This window comes from Mesorhizobium sp. WSM4311, from assembly GCF_002295115.1.
In the GTDB taxonomy this organism is placed as follows: domain Bacteria; phylum Pseudomonadota; class Alphaproteobacteria; order Rhizobiales; family Rhizobiaceae; genus Mesorhizobium.
In genome coordinates this window covers 545,163-561,538 of record NZ_NSFV01000003.1, presented here as the reverse complement: position 1 = coordinate 561,538, position 16,376 = coordinate 545,163, and the positions used below count along the sequence as shown (strand labels likewise).

Here is a 16,376-nt window from a genome sequence, read left to right as displayed (position 1 = left end):
ATGGGGCGCTACACGGATCTCCCTACGCTGGACGTCGACTTTCTTAAGCCTACGAAAATGTCATTCGATACCAAGGGTGGCGGTTTGGAAGGCGGCCGCAATGGTCTTGGGGAATCTGTCACGATCGAGACCAGCGGCGGCGGAGTTCTGGTCGGCTCCTATGGTGGCTGCGTCGTCAAAGATCGGGAACAGCACGAATACATCAACTGGATCGCGGCGCGCATGAACAGCTCTGTCCGGTTCATGAATGTGCCGATCATTTCCGATTGGATGGGGCCTTTCCCGCTCAATGCGAGAGGTATCCCGCAGCCTGTCATATCAGGCATCCCGCATTCCGACGGAGCGCTGTTTTCCGATGGTGCCGGGTACAGCCAGACGACGGTGATCGCCAATATGGATGCCGCCGCGCTCAATGCCGGAAAGGTCACGCTTCGAATCTATGGCGCGGCCCGCAATTTGCGCTGGTCTGACTGGTTCTCGATCTACCATCCAAACAAGGGTTGGCGCGCCTATCGCCATTGGGATCAGACTGACCCTGTCCCGGCCTTTGAGACAATCGACGGCGTGGCGCGCTCCGGCCAGCGCTACACGCTGTCGCTCGATCGTCCGCTGCGCGAGGCGGTCATTCAGGGCACGCGGGTCGAATTCGCGCGGCCCCGCTGCGTCATGAAATTCCCGGCCAGTTTCTCGCTGGCATGGGAGGCCGAAGGCTGGTGGCAGTCGTCGCCGACACTCCAATTCGTCGAGGGCTTCTGAACATGGCCTGGCAGGACCTTGTCGGCTCCTACAGCCTGCAATATGTGCCGCAATCCGTTCTCGACCGCATGGCGTCGAGCCATACGCTCGGCATCTTCTTTCGGCTCGATACTGATCCCGGCCTGCATATCTGGGCCGGCGTCAACGACATCCCGGCCGGCTTCGATAGCCTGGATGAGAACGGCACGGTCTATCTCGGCGGCGGCCGGCTGCTCAACATCCCGACGCTCGAGGTGCTGGTCAACGGGCAGAGCTCCAGTGTCGAGTTCGGCATCTCCGGCATCGATCCGGATACCGCGGCGAAAGTCCTCGACACCATGCCTGATGTTCGCGGCAAGGATCTGAAGATCGGCATCACCACGCTTGACGAATACTACCAGCCCACGAGCCCGATCATCGCGCTATGGACGGGAACGGCGTCGCATCCGACGGAATCGAGCCCGGCAGTGTCCGGCACTGAAAACCCGGCCACCACCATCACGCTCGCCACTGTATCGGGCAACAACACCAGGTCGCGGGCGTCGTTGGTGCTGTGGTCGGGGCCACACCAGAAGGCGATGTATCCGACAGACAAATTCTGCGACGGCACCGCGCGTTTGGCGCGCGGCGTCGCGCCGGCCTGGCCGAATTACTGAGATAGATGCTCTGACGGGCGATGAAGGTCAGACGCTTTGGTCGCTGGATACCGATCGTAAAACTTCAAGATCATGCGGACCCGATTGGCCGACAATCCGATCTTTCTAGCAATCTCTGCGGCAGAATTGCCGGCTGCCTTCATCGACAGGATTTCGGCATTCCGCTGGACCTTCCTGGTCGACAACCTCGCTTCTCCTATTTGGCAACTGAAAGTATAACGCATGACGCTGGAAGAATACATCCGGCTTCCGCACCGGTGGCAGTGGGGTTACGCCGACTGCACGCTCTTCGCGGCCGACTGGGTTGTCGCCGCGACCGGCAAGGATCCGGGTGCCGAATTGCGGGGCACCTATTTCGACGCGGATACTGCTGCTGCCATCCTGCGCGTCTCTGGCGGCGCCGAACGGCTTGTCGGCGCGAAACTCTCCGCGCTCGGCTTCCATCGTATCCAGGCGCCGTGTGACGGCGATATCGGAATGGTCCTGGCCATGACCGGTTTCGACGCCGCCGGCGCCAGGGTCCAGGAAATCCCGGCCATCCGTTTCGGCCCGCTCTGGGCCGTCATGTCGGCGCGCGGCGTCATGGTCAAGCATCTCGATTGGACTGGCGTGGCATGGCGCATAGCGTGAACCCGTTCGATGATGCGCTGCGCCATGCGCTGGCGAAAGCGTCGCGCAAGGGCACTTACAATCCCGGCATCGGCGCCTTTGAGACGGCGACGACGCAGGAGATCGTCGCCAGCGGATGGAGCGGCGAATATCGCTGGCCGGTTCACCGCGACCCGATCTTCACGCCGATCTTCACCGCAATTCTGGGCAGCGGCGGCTTTACGCTTTTCGGCGCGACCATCTCCTACGCGGCGATCGCCTCGGCGATCGTCACCACGGCGATCGTCGCCGGCGTGCAATATCTTCTGACGCCCAAGCCGCCGAAACCGGAGGATGGCCGCGCGCCGCTGACACAGCCTATTCCATACCGGTTCTGGGGCGTGGGTGAAGCCCGGCTGGCGGGCGCAATGATGCTGTGGGAAGCGCTCGACAACAAGATGTATTCGGTGCAGGCGATCGTCGGGCATCGCATCAATGCCTACACCGGCTACTATCTGAACGACGACAAGGTCACTCTCAGCGGCAACCGCGTCGTCAGCCCGGACGGAAAGCGCTACGGCAATGACACCCGTGAATGGGTGATGATCTACAGCCGCCTAGGCCTTACCCCAGAGACGGCGATTTCAGAATTTGTCACGCCGCTGTCGGGCCAGGGCATATGGACCAGCAATCACAGAGGAGACGGGCAGGCCTCGGTCGGCATGCTCTGCACGAGCCCGAATGTCGAATATTTCCAGCAGTTCTTCCCTTATGGCAAGCCGGCCCTCTCAGTGGTCGCGCAGCTCGCGCTGGTCTGGGATTTCCGCAACCCGTCGCAAAGTCCTGAAGACCCGTCGACCTGGTCCTTCTCTCGCAATCCGATCCTCCATCTCGCCTGGCACGAGTGCTTCAACCCATTCGGGACCAAGCGCGATTTTCGCAAGGCGCTGCTGCCCGTGCTCGACATGTGGCAGGAGGAAGCCGATGTCTGCGACGAGGACGTACCGCGGGCTTCCGGCGGAACCGAAAAACGCTACGAATGCGGCGGCTTCGACACCACCGAGCGCGATCCGAAGAGCGGCACCAATGCCATCCTGGCGACATGCGACGGCTGGATGTGCGAGCGCGGCGATGGCGCCTTGCTTGTCGTCGCCGGCAAGTTTCGCGAAAAATATGTCGCCACGCTGACCGATGCCGACATTGTCGGCCACACCGTGCAGCATGACGTGTTGCCGGAAGAAGAGGTCAATCAGTTCATCCCGAAATTCACCTATCCGGCGACCGACTATACGACGACGGATACCGACTATTTCGAGGATACCGCAGCGCAGATCGCGGCCGGCCGTGTGCTGCCGCAGGATGGCAATTACATCTGGTGCCAGCAATGGCGCCAGGCGCGGAGGCTTGGCAAGCGCGAATTTGCCCGTGCGCGAGCCAAGAGGCGCGGCACGCTCGATGTCAGGTTCACGGGCATCAATGCCATCTACGCGCCGTGGGTCCGGCTGAACACGCCGGGGCGGTTACCGTCGCTCAACGGCAAACTGATCAACAACAGGCGGTCCGTCCTGTCGGTGTCGCGCGGCGGCTTCCAGATGACCTTTGTGATGATGCCCGACGATATCGACGCCTGGGACCCGGCGCGCGATGAGGGATCGGCGCCGCCTGTACCGCCAAAGCCGGTCTCGGCCGGCATCCCGACCCGATCATCGACACAGCCGTGGCTGTCTCGGGGGGCGGCACTGTCTACGTCCGCGTCGTGTTGATCGATCCGAACCGGGTGGATGTCACGCCGGTTGTTCACTACCGGATATCGGACATTGGCGGGGGCGTTCACGGCGCATGGGTTGAACAGAAGTTCCCTGGCGCGACACCGTCGGCCGGCCTCATCGTGGTCAACACCAATCCGGTGCCATCCAACAATTCGATCGACGTTCAGGCCGCCTATATCGGCGCTAACAACAGCTATGGCACGTGGACAAGCACGGTGACGCTGGTCTCGACGGTCGACACGGTGCCGCCAGCCGCCGTCACCAGCGTGGTCGCTACGGGCGGCGTCGGCCAGGTCGCGCTCACCTGGAACACGCCGAATTCCGGCAACTATGTCGCCACCAACATCAGGCGCAACACCGTGAACAATGAGGGCACCGCGACCCTCGTTCGCACGGAATACGGTGCACCGTCATCGGCCGATGCCTGGACGGACACCGGGCGCGCGGCCGGGACCTATTACTATTGGCTGCGCTCGGCGAACGGATCCGGTGTCGAGAGCACCACAAGCGTCGCCACCGGACCGAAAGTCGTTACCTAAAACCCCCACCCGATTCATCTTCATTGCCCTGCCATTCCCGGTGGGTCTCCAGTCCAGGAGCACTTTCATATGCCCGAATTGATGAACACGATCATGGCCGACGGGCCGTCTTCCAATCCGGCGCAGCCGATCAAGGCGCAGATGCGGGCATGGGGCACGTGGGTCGAGGACATCATCACCGCCTTTCTGTCGAATGGCGGCTTGATCTACGACACCAGGACGCATCTCGATGCCGATCTGCTGCACGATTCCAACTCGATAGCGTGGGTGCTGGGCGATGCCACAGTCGCCAACAATGGCATCTATCGCAAGATCGGCGCGTCTGGGACCGGATCGTGGACGCGCGTCGCCGATCTGCCTTATTCCTTCATCATGGCATCGGATGCCGGCGCCGGATCGCCGAATGCCATCGTGGCGACATCAAGCATTCCGGTGCCTGCCGCTGACGGCGGTGCGCTGATCGTCTTCAGTGTCTTCGAGGCCAACACCGCCTTGCCCGTGACGGTCGCCTTCAACGGGGGCACGCCGCTGACCATCAAGACCAGCTCCGGCGCCAACGTCGTCGCTGGCGGCCTCGTCGCTGGCATGGTTATCGCTGGATACAAATCCGGTGCGACGTTCCGTCTGCTGACGGACCAGGTCAGCGCGGCGATTCAGGCAGCGGCGGAAGCTGCGGCGACGAGGGCCGAGCTGGCCGCCGCATCTGTCGACAAGGCGGCAACGGGAAGATTCTCCACCGAATTCGGGTTTGTCGATGATGGGGCTACGAACAACGATGCGGCTTGGGTCGCGGCAAAGGCCGCGCTCACCCATGGTGAACGCCTGGTCATGGTCAAGAAGGTCACTGGTGTTTTCTACTTCGCGACAACCAGCGACTTCACCGGCGTCCCGATCGATGCTACAGCCAACCCGACGTTCACTGGTCCGAACGTCTACAACGACAGGACGCAAGCCCAGAAAGTTGCCAACGACCCCGCCGTGACCGTAGTCGGGACAGGCGAACTACTGTTCAACAGCACAGCGCTTCTGACCACCTTCCAGCATCACGCCGAGCCGGTGGACAAGTTCGACTTCCTCACCGATGGCGACGTGGCTTATGACGAACCGACCGTGGTGGACATGAACACCGCCACGATGTTGAAATTTGCCTGGCCGAACGGCAACACCACCTCGGCGACGGCAACCGGCATCTCCAAGGCCACCAACCTCATTAACATCGACTGGTCGACGGCGGACCTTACCACTCTGATCTTTGCCGGGATCGTGCCCGAGCCGGGGTGCCAATACTCATGGGTTTGCGGCTACAATGCCGCGGATACCGGGTATGTCGTGCTGGCCTATGAGGGCGGCTATCACGCTGTCTATGCGGCTGTCGGCGGCGACATGGTCCATAAGAAGCTTACCGCCGCCGCTACCTTCACGGAAACCTCTGTGTTCTCTTTCGGCGATGGCCTCGCGGCGCAGACGGAAGCCGGGTACACGCTCACCAAGGCGTCGATGACCGTCGATATGCTGACACCGACCAAGTACGCCATTGGTATGAATGGCGTGATCATCGCCAGTGGCGAACTGGCTAAGCCTGCGCTGTACATCGGTCCCGGCGTTTACCGCCCTGCGGCGGGCGCGCAAGTGTCCAACTTTCAGAACATCATCAAGACCCGCAACCCGACGCGGCTGGCTCCGCGTCCTGTCCGCGCGCTGTTCGTCGGCGATAGCAAGATGGACGACATAATGATCGGCTGGCCGCGTGACATCGCGCGCGTCATGCAGGGCTCGATGGGCACGCAATGGGAGAGCAGCAAGAATATTGCGCTGGCTGGCGCTACCCTTGCCGATCAGCTTACGGCCATCCTGGCGCAAGTCATGACCGGCTATACGGACGTGTTCATTGGTCTCGGTACCAACGACACACAGGTCGGCACGGCGTCTTCAACCTTCGCCACCAACTTCGCCCTGATGCTCGATCAGGCGCTTATCGCCGGAGCAAAGGTGACGGTCCTTCTTACTCCGGCGTTCTACGATCGCGCCAACGCGGTGACCTACGGCGGCTTGGGGCAAAACTCGGGTGGTAGCTCGGCCGTGCCGGTCTATCGTGAGGTCATCCGCCGCGTGGTCGCTACATACCGGGACGCTGGCAAGGCTGTGGCGATCGTTGACGCGGGCAAGATACTTGGGCCGACGATCGCCCGATACCTGACATGGAACGCGGATCAAAACCGCGTCGACCTCAACGTTCTGGACAACATTCACGAAACCCGAAGTGCGCGCACCAAGATCGCGCACGCATGCGCAAGGGCCGCATATGGCCTGTCGTCTCCCAAGCGTACCAGCGGCGTCAAGACCATGCTCGCGCTGACCTCTGTCGGCGGCACGGTGGCGGCGGCTGCGACAGCCTACCTCGGCTCCTACGCTGCGGCGGCCGCGCTCTCGTCGGCGATCACGATCCCCTACGCTGGCGTTGCCAAGAACCTGCGGTGTCTGGCTAGCGTGGTGCCTGGCGCTGGACAGTCCTACACCTATACGCTGATGGTGAACGGCGTAGCGACGATCCTTACATGCGTAACCGGGGCGGCGGTCCTTGTCGGGGCTGATACCCTGAACATGGTAGCCGTGGCGGCTGGCGCAAGCCTGTCGGTGCGGGTGGTGAACTCCGCGACAGGCGCGGCGGCTACCCACCAGTGCAGCTTAGATATCACAGCATACTACTGACAAAGGCCTGATAAATCGGTGCGGTTCTCTCCCAAAAACGCACCGACAGACTATCGCCTGCCGACACCGGCACGATGTTCGCAAAGTCGGCGGACAGGAGCACAGCCGCTCCGGTCATTTCTCCGCGCTGTCGCGCTGTTCCTGGATTGCCAAGGCTGGTTAGTTGTGTTGAAGAGGGGCTGCAACTAAATGGTCACGGCGTCGATGAACCTATCCGAACATCGGCGTTCAGCTTGTCAGGGCATAGAGTATGTTAGTCAATAGCAGGTTGGCCGTGATTCTGCCGTGCTACAGAAGCAAAGGGCAGGTGCTGGGAGTTATTGACAAAATTGGGCCCGAGGTCAGCAACATAGTCGTCGTGGATGACAAATGCCCTGAAATGACTGGAGACTACGTCGCTAAGTCGGTGAGCGACGATCGGGTTATCGTCCTCTATCATGAAGAAAATCAGGGGGTTGGAGGCGCGCTGATTACGGGTTATCGGCACGCTCTGGGCCTGGATGCCGATATTGTCGTGAAGCTCGACAGTGATGGCCAGATGGACCCCGCTCTAATCCGGACTTTGATCGCCCCGATCGTGAACGGTGTTGCGGACTATAGTAAGGGAAACCGCTTCTTTAATCCTCACGATGCGAGCGCGATGCCGCGTGCGCGGTTGTTCGGAAATCTTGCGCTGTCGTTCCTGACAAAGCTTTCGAGCGGCTATTGGCAGGTTTTCGATCCGACCAATGGGTTTACGGCCATTCATAAGTCGTGCCTGGAAATATTGCCGCTGCATAAAATAAACAGGCGGTTCTTTTTTGAATCGGACATGCTTTATCATCTTTATTTGGCGAGATCGGTTGTCGTGGATGTGCCGATGACAGCCCAGTACGGAGAAGAAAACAGCAATCTAAAGATCGGTAGCGTCCTTGTAGAGTTTTCGTTGAAGCATTGTAGGAATATAATTAAAAGAATATTGTATTCATATTTTCTTAGAGACTTCAGTATCGCATCCGTCAATCTTGTTTTCGGGTGCGTACTGCTTGTGTTTGGCCTTCTATATGGCGGCATCGGTTGGTATGCCTCTGCCGAGAGCGGACAGGCAGCTACGGCAGGTACCGTTATGGTCGGAGCTCTTCCGATCATTATTGGCGTCCAGTTCCTCGTCTCCTTTCTCGGGTACGACTATAGCGCTGTGCCTCGAATCCCCATCCAGCAGCTGACGAGGCTCCCTTGAGAATGAAGGATGATCCGCCTGATCTTTGGTCGGGCGCCTATGCAGGTCAGTACGAGGACGCAAATTATGGAAGCGGACTGGCAGGTTACGTGATGCGCCGTAGCCATGAGTTGGTTGAAAAGCCTTTCGATTCGAATGTCACGTTTGAGAGAGTTATTGAGGTGGGCGCCGGGTCTGGTTTCCATCTTCATTCGGTTAGGCACCGATTCAATGAGTATGTGTTGACTGACTTTAGCGCCGATATGCTCCAGAACGTCGGTTCAGCAAGCCGGCAAGGAAATGTGACCGTTCTCGCGCAGGATGCGACGGCGCTTTCGTTTGCTGATGCCAGCTTTGATCGCCTGATTGCTGCACATGTTCTGGAACATCTCTACAGGCCGCAGGAGGTTTTGCGCGAGTGGGTTCGGGTGCTCAGGCCCGGTGCAACGCTCTCGTTGGTTTTGCCATGCGACCCGGGGATGATGTGGCGATTGGGGAGGAACTTCGGCCCCAGGCAGAAGGCAAGACAGAACGGACTGGCTTACGACTATGTTATGGCGCGTGAGCACGTGAACGCCATCTCCAATCTGGTGGCATTCATTCGATATTATTTTGATCGCCGTGAAGAATATTGGTGGCCTGCGCGAGTGCCATCCATCGATCTTAATCTGATCTATGCGGTCAACATAAAGGTATGAGCAACATATTTTCCTATGTGCTTGTGGCATTCTGCGTGTGCGCCCTCGCAGCCGGCCAGATCATCTTCAAGGTCGTCAGCGGGCGTATACACAGCCTGTCGGATATCCTGCTAAACACGGGCACCCTGATGTTTTTCGCAAGTGCGGTCGCGCTCTACGGAGGATCGACGCTTGCTTGGATCATCGCATTGAGGACGATTCCGCTGAGTCAGGCTTATCTGTTCATGGCGTTCGGATTTGTGATTGTGCCGGTTGCGGCCCACTTCCTTCTCGGGGAGCCGCTGGGCTCGAATGTATTTTTTGGTGCGGCGCTTATCTGTGTCGGTGTTTGGATCGCCGCTTCATGAACAACACGCTTGCAACGAATGGCATGGTGGATGGAAATCGGGGCCGGCTGGTTCTCGGCTGGATCGAGGAACGCACCGCCAAGGTACTTTTGATTGCACTTCTAGTGATCGCAGCCGTCTATGTTGCGTTGGCGCTTACGCCGTCGCACTATGCAATGGGTCTTCATTATCTTGGCTTGGCCGATGCAAGACCTTTGTTTCTGACAGCTCGCCCTGTCAGGTCAGATGAATGGATCGTCCTGACGCCACTGTTTCAAACTGCGGTCCGCGGCGGCTTTTCAACCATCAACCAGATTTCCCCTTATCATGAGTCCCTGAAAGGGTTCTGGGCTCTGCCTATTCTGGATTGGTCTCTGGTCTTCAAGCCACAGCTCTGGGGCTTCTGGATCTTGCCCCCAGCCTATGCCTACTCCCTTTATTTCGCTGTGCTCTGGGTCGCGTTCCTGGTCGGATACACGATCCTCCTAAGGCAACTTGGAGCCGATTTGTGGTTCGCGGCGTTCGGCGCCGGCTGCCTTCTTTGTTCCCATATGGTGCAGGTGTGGTGGACATCGAATGCACCGCCATTTGCATTCGCTCCCTGGCCGCTGATAGCATTCCTGCTCCCGATCCGCCCATGGCTGAAATTGCCGCTTCTGTTCTGGATGTCCGCCGTCTGGGTATTCGGTCTCGTCTACCCCCCATTCTTGATCCCGACCGCATTTTCACTTGCGGTGCTACTCCTTGCTTTTCGACGCGATATGATCACCCCGGCCAATATTGCCGTCGCGATCTTGGCAGCCGCCTGCCTTGGCATCAGTTTTGTTTTGTACTTCGGCGATCTGATCCCGGTAATGCAGGGGACAGTCTATCCGGGGCAGCGCGATGTTTCAGGCGGCGGCGTCGCGGCGATGAAGTTGCTCGCCTATGTGTTTCCGTTTTTTACCACAGCCGGCTTCTTTCCTCTTATGAAAACCAATGAGTGTGACGTTGCGGTTGTTTCCACCCTCCTACCTCTGACTGTTATTTGCTTTGTCGACTATCGGTCGCTGACTGAAACATTGAAAAGCAACATCTTCTCGTTTTCTGTGGTGTGCGCCGGATTGCTTTTGATGTTTGCGTGGATGGCCTTTCCGGTGTCTTCGCGTATTGGCGAGGTATTCCTTTGGAATAAGGTTCAACCCGGTAGGATGGCCTGGGGATTTGGGTTACTCCTGACAATATCCTTGATTATTACTGCATCGCGCTGCAAGTTTCACATTACAAAAAGAAGGGTTATTTTGTTTTTTGTGTCTGTGGCAGCAGGATGGGCAATCTCCAAGATTGGCGTTACTTATTTGTTCCCAATCAAAGAGGTGACGATTTTACAAGCCATAAAGAGAGGATACTTTGAGTGGGTTTCACTTGTCCCATTTGCCTTTGGATTCGCATTTTTCGTTTACCTCAGGGAGCTTGATAGGATTAGCGGGCGGATATTGCTATGTTCCGCTTATATTTCAGGTGCGATTACCTTCGGCACATATAATCCGTTTCAGCAGGCATATCCGATTTTCGACATCCCGGAAACGCGCTTCCTAGCGTCCTTGCGCGAACAGGCAAAAGCGAATCCTAACGGATGGGCCGTGCTCCCTGGTATCTACGGCGCCCTCTTCTCTGGAGCCGGCGTGCCTGCTATTAATCACACGCTCACGGCACCGCAACTATCGTTCTTCCGAAAGATTTTTCCGGCAATGCCGGAAGCGGCGTTCAATCAGGCTTTCAACCGTTATGCGTTCGTAATTCCATCCGACGTTTTGGAGCCGAAGTCGACTGCAGGAGATCGAGTTCTCGTTCCTATAGCGGTATTTAAATCCAAGGTTCCGCCCCTCGGTCATTGATAGGGGACAGCCGCTGGCTTCGGGCGCTCCCCCGCCTCCTGAAACATCGCGCTCCTCCCGATATACTGGCTGATTATGTGGGAAGATTTGACGGCCGCCGCCAGCGCTAGGCCTTAGACACTTGCATGTCCCTTAAAGTCACTCCCGAGTCTCCCCTGTTATAGTGGGGAGGCGGTCAGCTTCTTCCGGGGTCATTTTTCGGTACTCCCAACCGGAGCTGGTCCATCTTGCCATTACGGTGTCGGTAACAGCACTGCCGTCGTTGAGATAAACACCATCATCCTGCATATACGAATTGCGGATGTAGTATTGCCACTGGCCGTCCTTGCTGATGACGTCGTGGCTATCACGTTGGCTCACCGCAACGAAGAACAGCGCCATGACCAAGGCCACCGCAATCCCAGCGAGGAAACGCTCTCTATTGTTCAGGATGAACTTCGCTTGGTTGTTTAAGGAGGCCGGTAATAGCGAAATGGCACTTGGAAAGCCAGCCTAGTCCGCCTTCCGTAACGCCTCGCGCACCACATCAGCATCGCCCTGATCGCCGCTCTTAAGCACAACCCAGACGCCATCACAAGCGCTAGCCGGCCGCCGTCATAGGTGTTGATCTCGGATGACCGCAAGGCCTTGGTCTGGATGCTGGCGCTGGCCTTCCCCCAAGGCATGTTGAGATAGGTCACGTCTCCCATTGGCCCATCATTGTCGGCGGCGGGCCCGCTGAGGTCCAGCCGGATTTGATGCGGCAGTTCATCATTATCCCTCGCCATCTCGTCGGCCTCCTTCGGGGCCGGCAACCATAGCCAAACATCACCCGAAAGGAAAAGACCATGGATAAAAGCGTTCCTGCCGGAGCGGCGATGCTGCTCGCCTTTATTTATGAGACCGACGCTGGCAGTCCGATTCCGGCCTGCTACGTCACGATTTTCGGCAACCGACAGGGCCACCTGACTAGGCCTCTTACGGCCATGACGCTCAACCAGGTCATCGCCGCCCAAAAGAACTGGTCGAGCAAGGCTTGGATCAAGGCCAATTGGAAGATCTCCGGCGCGGCATCGTCGGCCGCCGGCGCCGCGCAGTTCATGCGCGATACTCTGCTCGGCCTCGTCCCGGAAATGCATCTGTCCGGCAGCGAGTTGTTTTCGGCGGACTTTCAGGACCGCCTTGCTTACCAGCTTCTGAAGCGCCGTGGTTATGAGGCGTTCCTGGCCGGCAAGATCAGCCGGACCGAGTTCGGCAAGCGCCTGGCACAGGAATGGGCTTCCTTCCCGGTTCTGGCGCCTTGCAAGGGCGCGCACCGTCAATTGAAGCGTGGCCAGTCCTTCTATACCGGCGACGGCCTCAATGGTGCTTTGGTCGCGCCGGATCGGGTCGAGGCAGTGCTCGATAAGGTCAAGGCGGCATCTCCCGCCGTTACGGCGGATCCTGCGCCTGCGCCGGCAGATGTGCCGACCGTCGTCAAGGTCGACGAGGCGACGGTGACCCGCGTTCAGCAGCAGCTGAAGGATCTCGGCTATACCGAGGTCGGCGGCGTCGACGGCAAGACCGGCACGATGACCGCGACGGCCGTCCGTGCCTTCCGCGCCGAGAACGGCTTGCCGGCCGGCGACGGCATAGACGACGATCTGCTGCTCGCCCTGCAGAAGGCAAAGCCGCGCGTACTGGCGCCGGCGCGCACCGACGCCACGCCCGACGTGGTGCGGGAGAAGGTTCCGGAAGTGCGCACGAACTGGCTTGCCAAGGTTGGCGCATTCTTCACCGGCGTCGCGGCGCTGGGAGGCAGCTTCTTCGACGGCGTCATCGGCAATCTAGGCGCGGCCAGCGGCTATATCCAGCCGGTGAAGGAAGCCGCCGGCGACGTGCCTGGGTGGGTCTGGATGCTGACGATCGCTGCCGTCGCCGGCGGTCTCTACTTCGTTGCCCGGCATGGCGAGGCCAAGGGCGTCGAGGCCTTCCAGACCGGAGCGCGCCGATGATGGGTGCCCTGGTTGCGGCGGGCGAGCTTGTCTCGCTCACCCTGAAGATGTGGAAGCTCGTCGCGCTCGCCGCGCTCATTGCCGCGGTGCCGATCGCCTACCTGGTCGGCCGCGGCCGTGGCGACAGCTCCGGATATTCCCGCCGCGTCGCCGAAGTCGCGGCGGCCGACCTCAAAGCCGAACTCGAAAGGAAGGGCGACAATGCGAAGCTCGCTGGCATGTCTGACTATGATCTGTGTGTTTCTGGCCTGCGCGGGAGTGGCATGCCAGTCGACGCCTGCGACCAGCTGCGCGGGCTTCCTGAAAGCAAGCCTTAGCCCAGCCGGCACCGTGGCGCTGATCGGCGCCGACCGGCCCGGCTATGAGCGAGTGCTGGGCAACGACCGCAACGGCCAGCGACGCGGCTGCTGGCGCTAGCTTCGAGGGGCGGGGCTGATGCCGACATCGGGAACGAAAAGCTTGGAAATGATGATCGGCGGCCTGCTGCAAGCCACGCAGGACATGCAGCGGGACATCACGGAAATCCGCCGCGACATCAAGGACAGCGATGCCAGGGCAGCCCTGAGCTACGAGCAGTCGGAGCAACGGGCCGCCACCAGCCGGTCGAAAATGTACGCCAAGACCGATGAGCTGGTTGAGCGCGTGAGTGCCACCGAAAGCGCGGTCAGCAAGCTCAACGCCGACATGACCAGCGTCAAGGAAGTGACAGCCGAGGTGACGCGTTGGAAGCTGATGGGCCTTGGTGCTTTGGGGGTGACGGGTATGGCAGCGGCAGCGTTGGCATCACTAGTCACGGCCTATTGGGCCGACATCTGGCGGGTGTTGCGGGGCGGGTAATGAAAGAATGAAATTCGTTCCGCCCCGCGATACTCAGCGTTTTACCGACGAGCCTTTCGCCAGCCGGCGGCAATCGCCTCGGCTTCGGAGCAAAACCAGCGTTCGCCTTTCAGCATGCTGATGCGGGTTTCCGAATAGTATTCCTGGCCGGGGACGTGATAGATTTTCTCACCAGTGTTGTAGCTAATATTGCCCTTGATGTTGCAGCTGGTGAACTCGGGGCCTTTCTCGATCGCGAGGATGCCGCCTATGATGGCGGAGGCCGCCAGAATGGTCAGCCACCAGGGTTCGCGGTTCGGCGGTCGCCTGTAACGATAACGCCGGCGGTTGTACTCGTTGTCCGCTATATGTCGCCGGCTGCCCATTTCTCAGTGACTGTTGCAGGCGATGCCGTCGTGATTGCGATCAAGGCCATTCACGTCCGGCCCGGAGATGGGGGTGTTCGGCGGGACCACCGGATTGTTTCCTTTCCCGCCGGCGCAGTCGAGATCGACGCCGGTGTTCGGCACCCCTCCCAACTTAGGCGTCACACCACGATATCGCTGGACGACACCGGCGATCCGCTGACCGTCACCCTCGATGTGCGTATTTTGACTGTTTGGATTGAACGGGTCGACGGTCTGGGCAAGGGTGTTGGCTTGGTTGGCGTCGCCGGCGGCGAGCGTCACGGTGTCGTAGTGGTTAAGGTAGTCCGCGCCGCAGCCACTGACCGCAAGCACGGCGCCCAGACAAAGCAACATTCCGCGATGGGCAATCTGGGACATCAGACCGGCGCCGGGTTGACACCAGCCGCCCTAAGTCGAGCCGCAAGTTTCGCTCGAGTGCCGCATGCGGCCTTGTCACCGGTGACACATTTGTTGTTCGCATCAGACCAGTCGAGAAGCGCCGTGTTGATCCAACTGCCCGGCGCGCGCTGTATCCCATATGGTGTCGGTCGCGCACCAGCGGCTACGGCTGACGCAGCAGCGGCGCCCTGTCCGTGCGGCGCGCGCTTCCACCCACTTAGGATGAGGCAGTTCTTCATGTATTGATCTTCGGCAGCCAAGTTGCCAAGCGCATTGCCGATTCCGGCCCCCGCAACGAAGCCGGGCGATCCGATTGCAATATAGCCTTGGTCAACCGACCCTTTTTGCATTTCGCACTGAGCATGGGCGACGTCGAAACTAGGCCCGTAGCCTATTTGCATGTAGTCGGCTTGATTGCTTGTTTGACAGCCGCACAGCGGCGCAATGGCAACTAGTGCCATCAGCATATTTCTGTTCATATCCCCAGCCCTCCCAAGGCTTAAGATCAGCATCTCCTAAAGTTATTATTTGTGCAAGGTATGACCGTTGTTCTGGTAAATTTCGGCGGAATTTACCCGAAATCTGTGTGCTGTGCCGTTCCGTGTCATAGCGGCACAGATCCCATTGGCATCGAAATTGCACCTTCCATCTCTGCTTGGGCCACCAACGCCCAAGCAGTCCCATACCAAGGGGCGCCCGCCGCTGCCGTGAATGGAGCGGCGGGCAATTTGCGGAGCGGACAATCAAGAGCCCGTCACTGCCTCAATGGTGGTGGCTGGGTTTTATTTTGGTGATTGTCGAGGGAGGAGTATGACCTTGGCGCTTTCTTCCGGCTCCAGTGCCTGGTGCCCCGGCTCCTCGTGCCAGAACACCTGTCGCAGGTCGCGCTGGTCAACCTTCTGCCCGCAATATGGACAGGGGTAGAAATGGTCTTCCTCTCGTGCCGGTTCGCTGCCGTGTCGCTTGCCGGGTATAGGCGGCCCAAGGTCTGAAAGCTTGGTCATAGAGCGTCAACCCGGTTCATCGATCAGCGCGGTTTTCCTCTTGGGCGGGACGTGGCTCTGAACCAGACGCACCTTGTCCAGATCAACGGTAACCATTGTCCCCAGCGCGACCGTGACCTTGTCACCGTCGATCCGCCTAACGTCGCCGGTTAGTTCAATCTGCTGACCCTTCACCAACTTAGTGGCCGGATCGATAATCGAATGGGGAAAATTGTAGCTGGGGATCGAAACGCTTACGCGGTCTTCGGTGACGCGCTTAAGCACCGTCGCCATTATCGCCACCTCGTCGCCGACCTTGATGCTGCCCCGTGCCATGCAATGATTCTGGTGCGGCATCCGATGGGCGTCAAGGATTAGCGGGAGCTAAATTAATCTCTTTCAGGTTCGCGAATCTCTTCGCACCAAAACCGGCTATGTGAGATAATCCTTACAAGGCTCGCTTAGGGGAGCCGGGCCATGTCGTTATCGCGCTGCAGTGGTGTCTATTGCCCCGCTGATCTGGACATGCTCCAGCGGGTGTTTGACGGACTGTGTGATGAACGCCGCCTAGCCAAGAAAGATCGGGAGCAACGGGAATACCTGGCTTTGGAAGTCTTCCAAGTTTTTGACGACGGGACACTGGAAGAGGCGGATTTGTGGCGGGCTCTCTCAAAGCTGCGCGTCGCTAAGGGCCCATAGTTCA

At 59.2% G+C, this 16,376-nt stretch carries 19 protein-coding genes; 14 read left to right on the top strand and 5 right to left on the bottom strand.

What is annotated here, in order from left to right; translation table 11 throughout:
• From CK226_RS10090 to CK226_RS10050, 10 genes are all read left to right on the top strand, one after another.
• Complete coding sequence (locus CK226_RS10090) at window positions 1-756, top strand: hypothetical protein (RefSeq protein WP_095791734.1); 756 nt, start codon at window positions 1-3, stop codon at window positions 754-756.
• A 2-nt stretch (window positions 757-758) separates the two neighbouring features.
• Complete coding sequence (locus CK226_RS10085; RefSeq protein ID WP_095791733.1) at window positions 759-1,391, top strand: hypothetical protein; 633 nt, start codon at window positions 759-761, stop codon at window positions 1,389-1,391.
• Between the two features lie 222 nt (window positions 1,392-1,613).
• Entirely contained in the window at window positions 1,614-2,021 is a 408-nt protein-coding gene (locus tag CK226_RS10080; RefSeq protein WP_095791732.1) for a hypothetical protein, read from the top strand.
• A complete protein-coding gene (locus tag CK226_RS10075) occupies window positions 2,006-3,742 on the top strand; it encodes a hypothetical protein (RefSeq protein ID WP_245437712.1) in 1,737 nt (578 codons plus the stop codon). The genes CK226_RS10080 and CK226_RS10075 overlap by 16 nt, the downstream gene beginning before the upstream one ends.
• The gene (locus CK226_RS35480) at window positions 3,697-4,287 is read left to right on the top strand and encodes a hypothetical protein (protein ID WP_245437711.1); all 591 of its coding nucleotides are present in this window, start codon (window positions 3,697-3,699) and stop codon (window positions 4,285-4,287) included. The genes CK226_RS10075 and CK226_RS35480 overlap by 46 nt, the downstream gene beginning before the upstream one ends.
• A 69-nt stretch (window positions 4,288-4,356) precedes the next feature.
• Window positions 4,357-6,996 (top strand): SGNH/GDSL hydrolase family protein, encoded by a 2,640-nt coding sequence (locus CK226_RS10070; RefSeq protein ID WP_095791731.1) that lies wholly within the window; start codon window positions 4,357-4,359, stop codon window positions 6,994-6,996.
• A 250-nt stretch (window positions 6,997-7,246) separates the two neighbouring features.
• Complete coding sequence (locus tag CK226_RS10065) at window positions 7,247-8,215, top strand: glycosyltransferase family 2 protein (protein WP_095791730.1); 969 nt, start codon at window positions 7,247-7,249, stop codon at window positions 8,213-8,215.
• A gap of 2 nt (window positions 8,216-8,217) precedes the next feature.
• Complete coding sequence (locus CK226_RS10060) at window positions 8,218-8,892, top strand: class I SAM-dependent methyltransferase (protein WP_095791729.1); 675 nt, start codon at window positions 8,218-8,220, stop codon at window positions 8,890-8,892.
• Window positions 8,889-9,239, top strand: a complete 351-nt coding sequence (locus CK226_RS10055; RefSeq protein WP_095791728.1) for a 4-amino-4-deoxy-L-arabinose-phospho-UDP flippase — start codon at window positions 8,889-8,891, stop codon at window positions 9,237-9,239. The genes CK226_RS10060 and CK226_RS10055 overlap by 4 nt, the downstream gene beginning before the upstream one ends.
• Window positions 9,236-11,095, top strand: coding sequence for a hypothetical protein (locus CK226_RS10050; protein WP_095791727.1), 1,860 nt, complete (start codon window positions 9,236-9,238; stop codon window positions 11,093-11,095). The genes CK226_RS10055 and CK226_RS10050 overlap by 4 nt, the downstream gene beginning before the upstream one ends.
• Window positions 11,096-11,233: 138 nt before the next feature.
• On the opposite strand, the gene CK226_RS10045 is transcribed toward CK226_RS10050, so the two are convergent.
• Window positions 11,234-11,476, bottom strand: a complete 243-nt coding sequence (locus tag CK226_RS10045; protein ID WP_095791726.1) for a hypothetical protein — start codon at window positions 11,474-11,476, stop codon at window positions 11,234-11,236.
• A gap of 446 nt (window positions 11,477-11,922) precedes the next feature.
• Between CK226_RS10045 and CK226_RS10035 the strand changes: the two genes are divergently transcribed.
• From CK226_RS10035 to CK226_RS10025, 3 genes are all read left to right on the top strand, one after another.
• Window positions 11,923-13,068, top strand: a complete 1,146-nt coding sequence (locus tag CK226_RS10035) for a peptidoglycan-binding protein (protein WP_142887626.1) — start codon at window positions 11,923-11,925, stop codon at window positions 13,066-13,068.
• Complete coding sequence (locus tag CK226_RS10030; RefSeq protein ID WP_142887625.1) at window positions 13,065-13,385, top strand: hypothetical protein; 321 nt, start codon at window positions 13,065-13,067, stop codon at window positions 13,383-13,385. Before CK226_RS10035 ends, CK226_RS10030 begins: the two co-directional genes overlap by 4 nt.
• A 148-nt stretch (window positions 13,386-13,533) precedes the next feature.
• Entirely contained in the window at window positions 13,534-13,905 is a 372-nt protein-coding gene (locus tag CK226_RS10025) for a DUF1515 family protein (RefSeq protein WP_245437725.1), read from the top strand.
• A 41-nt stretch (window positions 13,906-13,946) separates the two neighbouring features.
• Here CK226_RS10025 and CK226_RS10020 read toward each other — a convergent pair whose 3' ends face one another.
• The 4 genes from CK226_RS10020 to CK226_RS10000 all read right to left on the bottom strand — a co-directional run bounded on the left by CK226_RS10020 (window position 13,947) and on the right by CK226_RS10000 (window position 16,009).
• Window positions 13,947-14,270: a hypothetical protein gene (locus tag CK226_RS10020; protein ID WP_245437710.1), complete on the bottom strand. Its 324-nt coding sequence runs from the start codon at window positions 14,268-14,270 to the stop codon at window positions 13,947-13,949.
• 3 nt (window positions 14,271-14,273) lie between these two features.
• Entirely contained in the window at window positions 14,274-14,669 is a 396-nt protein-coding gene (locus CK226_RS10015) for a calcium-binding protein (protein ID WP_095791721.1), read from the bottom strand.
• Window positions 14,669-15,169, bottom strand: a complete 501-nt coding sequence (locus CK226_RS10010; protein WP_142887624.1) for a hypothetical protein — start codon at window positions 15,167-15,169, stop codon at window positions 14,669-14,671. Before CK226_RS10010 ends, CK226_RS10015 begins: the two co-directional genes overlap by 1 nt.
• Window positions 15,170-15,700: 531 nt before the next feature.
• Window positions 15,701-16,009, bottom strand: a complete 309-nt coding sequence (locus CK226_RS10000; protein WP_179301010.1) for a hypothetical protein — start codon at window positions 16,007-16,009, stop codon at window positions 15,701-15,703.
• Window positions 16,010-16,150: 141 nt separating this feature from the next.
• On the opposite strand from CK226_RS10000, the gene CK226_RS34840 reads away from it, so the two are divergent.
• The gene (locus CK226_RS34840) at window positions 16,151-16,372 is read left to right on the top strand and encodes an RNA-binding protein (protein WP_179301009.1); all 222 of its coding nucleotides are present in this window, start codon (window positions 16,151-16,153) and stop codon (window positions 16,370-16,372) included.
• The last annotated feature ends 4 nt before the right edge of the window (window positions 16,373-16,376 follow it).

Coding starts and splice junctions, on each gene's coding strand:
- CK226_RS10080 (WP_095791732.1), top strand. CDS start 1,614: ATGACGCTGGAAGAATACATCCGGCTTCCGCACCGGTGGCAGTGGGGT.
- CK226_RS10060 (WP_095791729.1), top strand. CDS start 8,218: ATGAAGGATGATCCGCCTGATCTTTGGTCGGGCGCCTATGCAGGTCAG.
- CK226_RS10030 (WP_142887625.1), top strand. CDS start 13,065: ATGATGGGTGCCCTGGTTGCGGCGGGCGAGCTTGTCTCGCTCACCCTG.
- CK226_RS10085 (WP_095791733.1), top strand. CDS start 759: ATGGCCTGGCAGGACCTTGTCGGCTCCTACAGCCTGCAATATGTGCCG.
- CK226_RS10090 (WP_095791734.1), top strand. CDS start 1: ATGGGGCGCTACACGGATCTCCCTACGCTGGACGTCGACTTTCTTAAG.
- CK226_RS10055 (WP_095791728.1), top strand. CDS start 8,889: ATGAGCAACATATTTTCCTATGTGCTTGTGGCATTCTGCGTGTGCGCC.
- CK226_RS10035 (WP_142887626.1), top strand. CDS start 11,923: ATGGATAAAAGCGTTCCTGCCGGAGCGGCGATGCTGCTCGCCTTTATT.
- CK226_RS10065 (WP_095791730.1), top strand. CDS start 7,247: ATGTTAGTCAATAGCAGGTTGGCCGTGATTCTGCCGTGCTACAGAAGC.
- CK226_RS10015 (WP_095791721.1), bottom strand. CDS start 14,669: ATGTCCCAGATTGCCCATCGCGGAATGTTGCTTTGTCTGGGCGCCGTG.
- CK226_RS10020 (WP_245437710.1), bottom strand. CDS start 14,270: ATGGGCAGCCGGCGACATATAGCGGACAACGAGTACAACCGCCGGCGT.
- CK226_RS10070 (WP_095791731.1), top strand. CDS start 4,357: ATGCCCGAATTGATGAACACGATCATGGCCGACGGGCCGTCTTCCAAT.
- CK226_RS10075 (WP_245437712.1), top strand. CDS start 2,006: ATGGCGCATAGCGTGAACCCGTTCGATGATGCGCTGCGCCATGCGCTG.
- CK226_RS10010 (WP_142887624.1), bottom strand. CDS start 15,169: ATGAACAGAAATATGCTGATGGCACTAGTTGCCATTGCGCCGCTGTGC.
- CK226_RS10025 (WP_245437725.1), top strand. CDS start 13,534: ATGATGATCGGCGGCCTGCTGCAAGCCACGCAGGACATGCAGCGGGAC.
- CK226_RS10000 (WP_179301010.1), bottom strand. CDS start 16,009: ATGGCACGGGGCAGCATCAAGGTCGGCGACGAGGTGGCGATAATGGCG.
- CK226_RS34840 (WP_179301009.1), top strand. CDS start 16,151: ATGTCGTTATCGCGCTGCAGTGGTGTCTATTGCCCCGCTGATCTGGAC.
- CK226_RS10045 (WP_095791726.1), bottom strand. CDS start 11,476: ATGGCGCTGTTCTTCGTTGCGGTGAGCCAACGTGATAGCCACGACGTC.
- CK226_RS10050 (WP_095791727.1), top strand. CDS start 9,236: ATGAACAACACGCTTGCAACGAATGGCATGGTGGATGGAAATCGGGGC.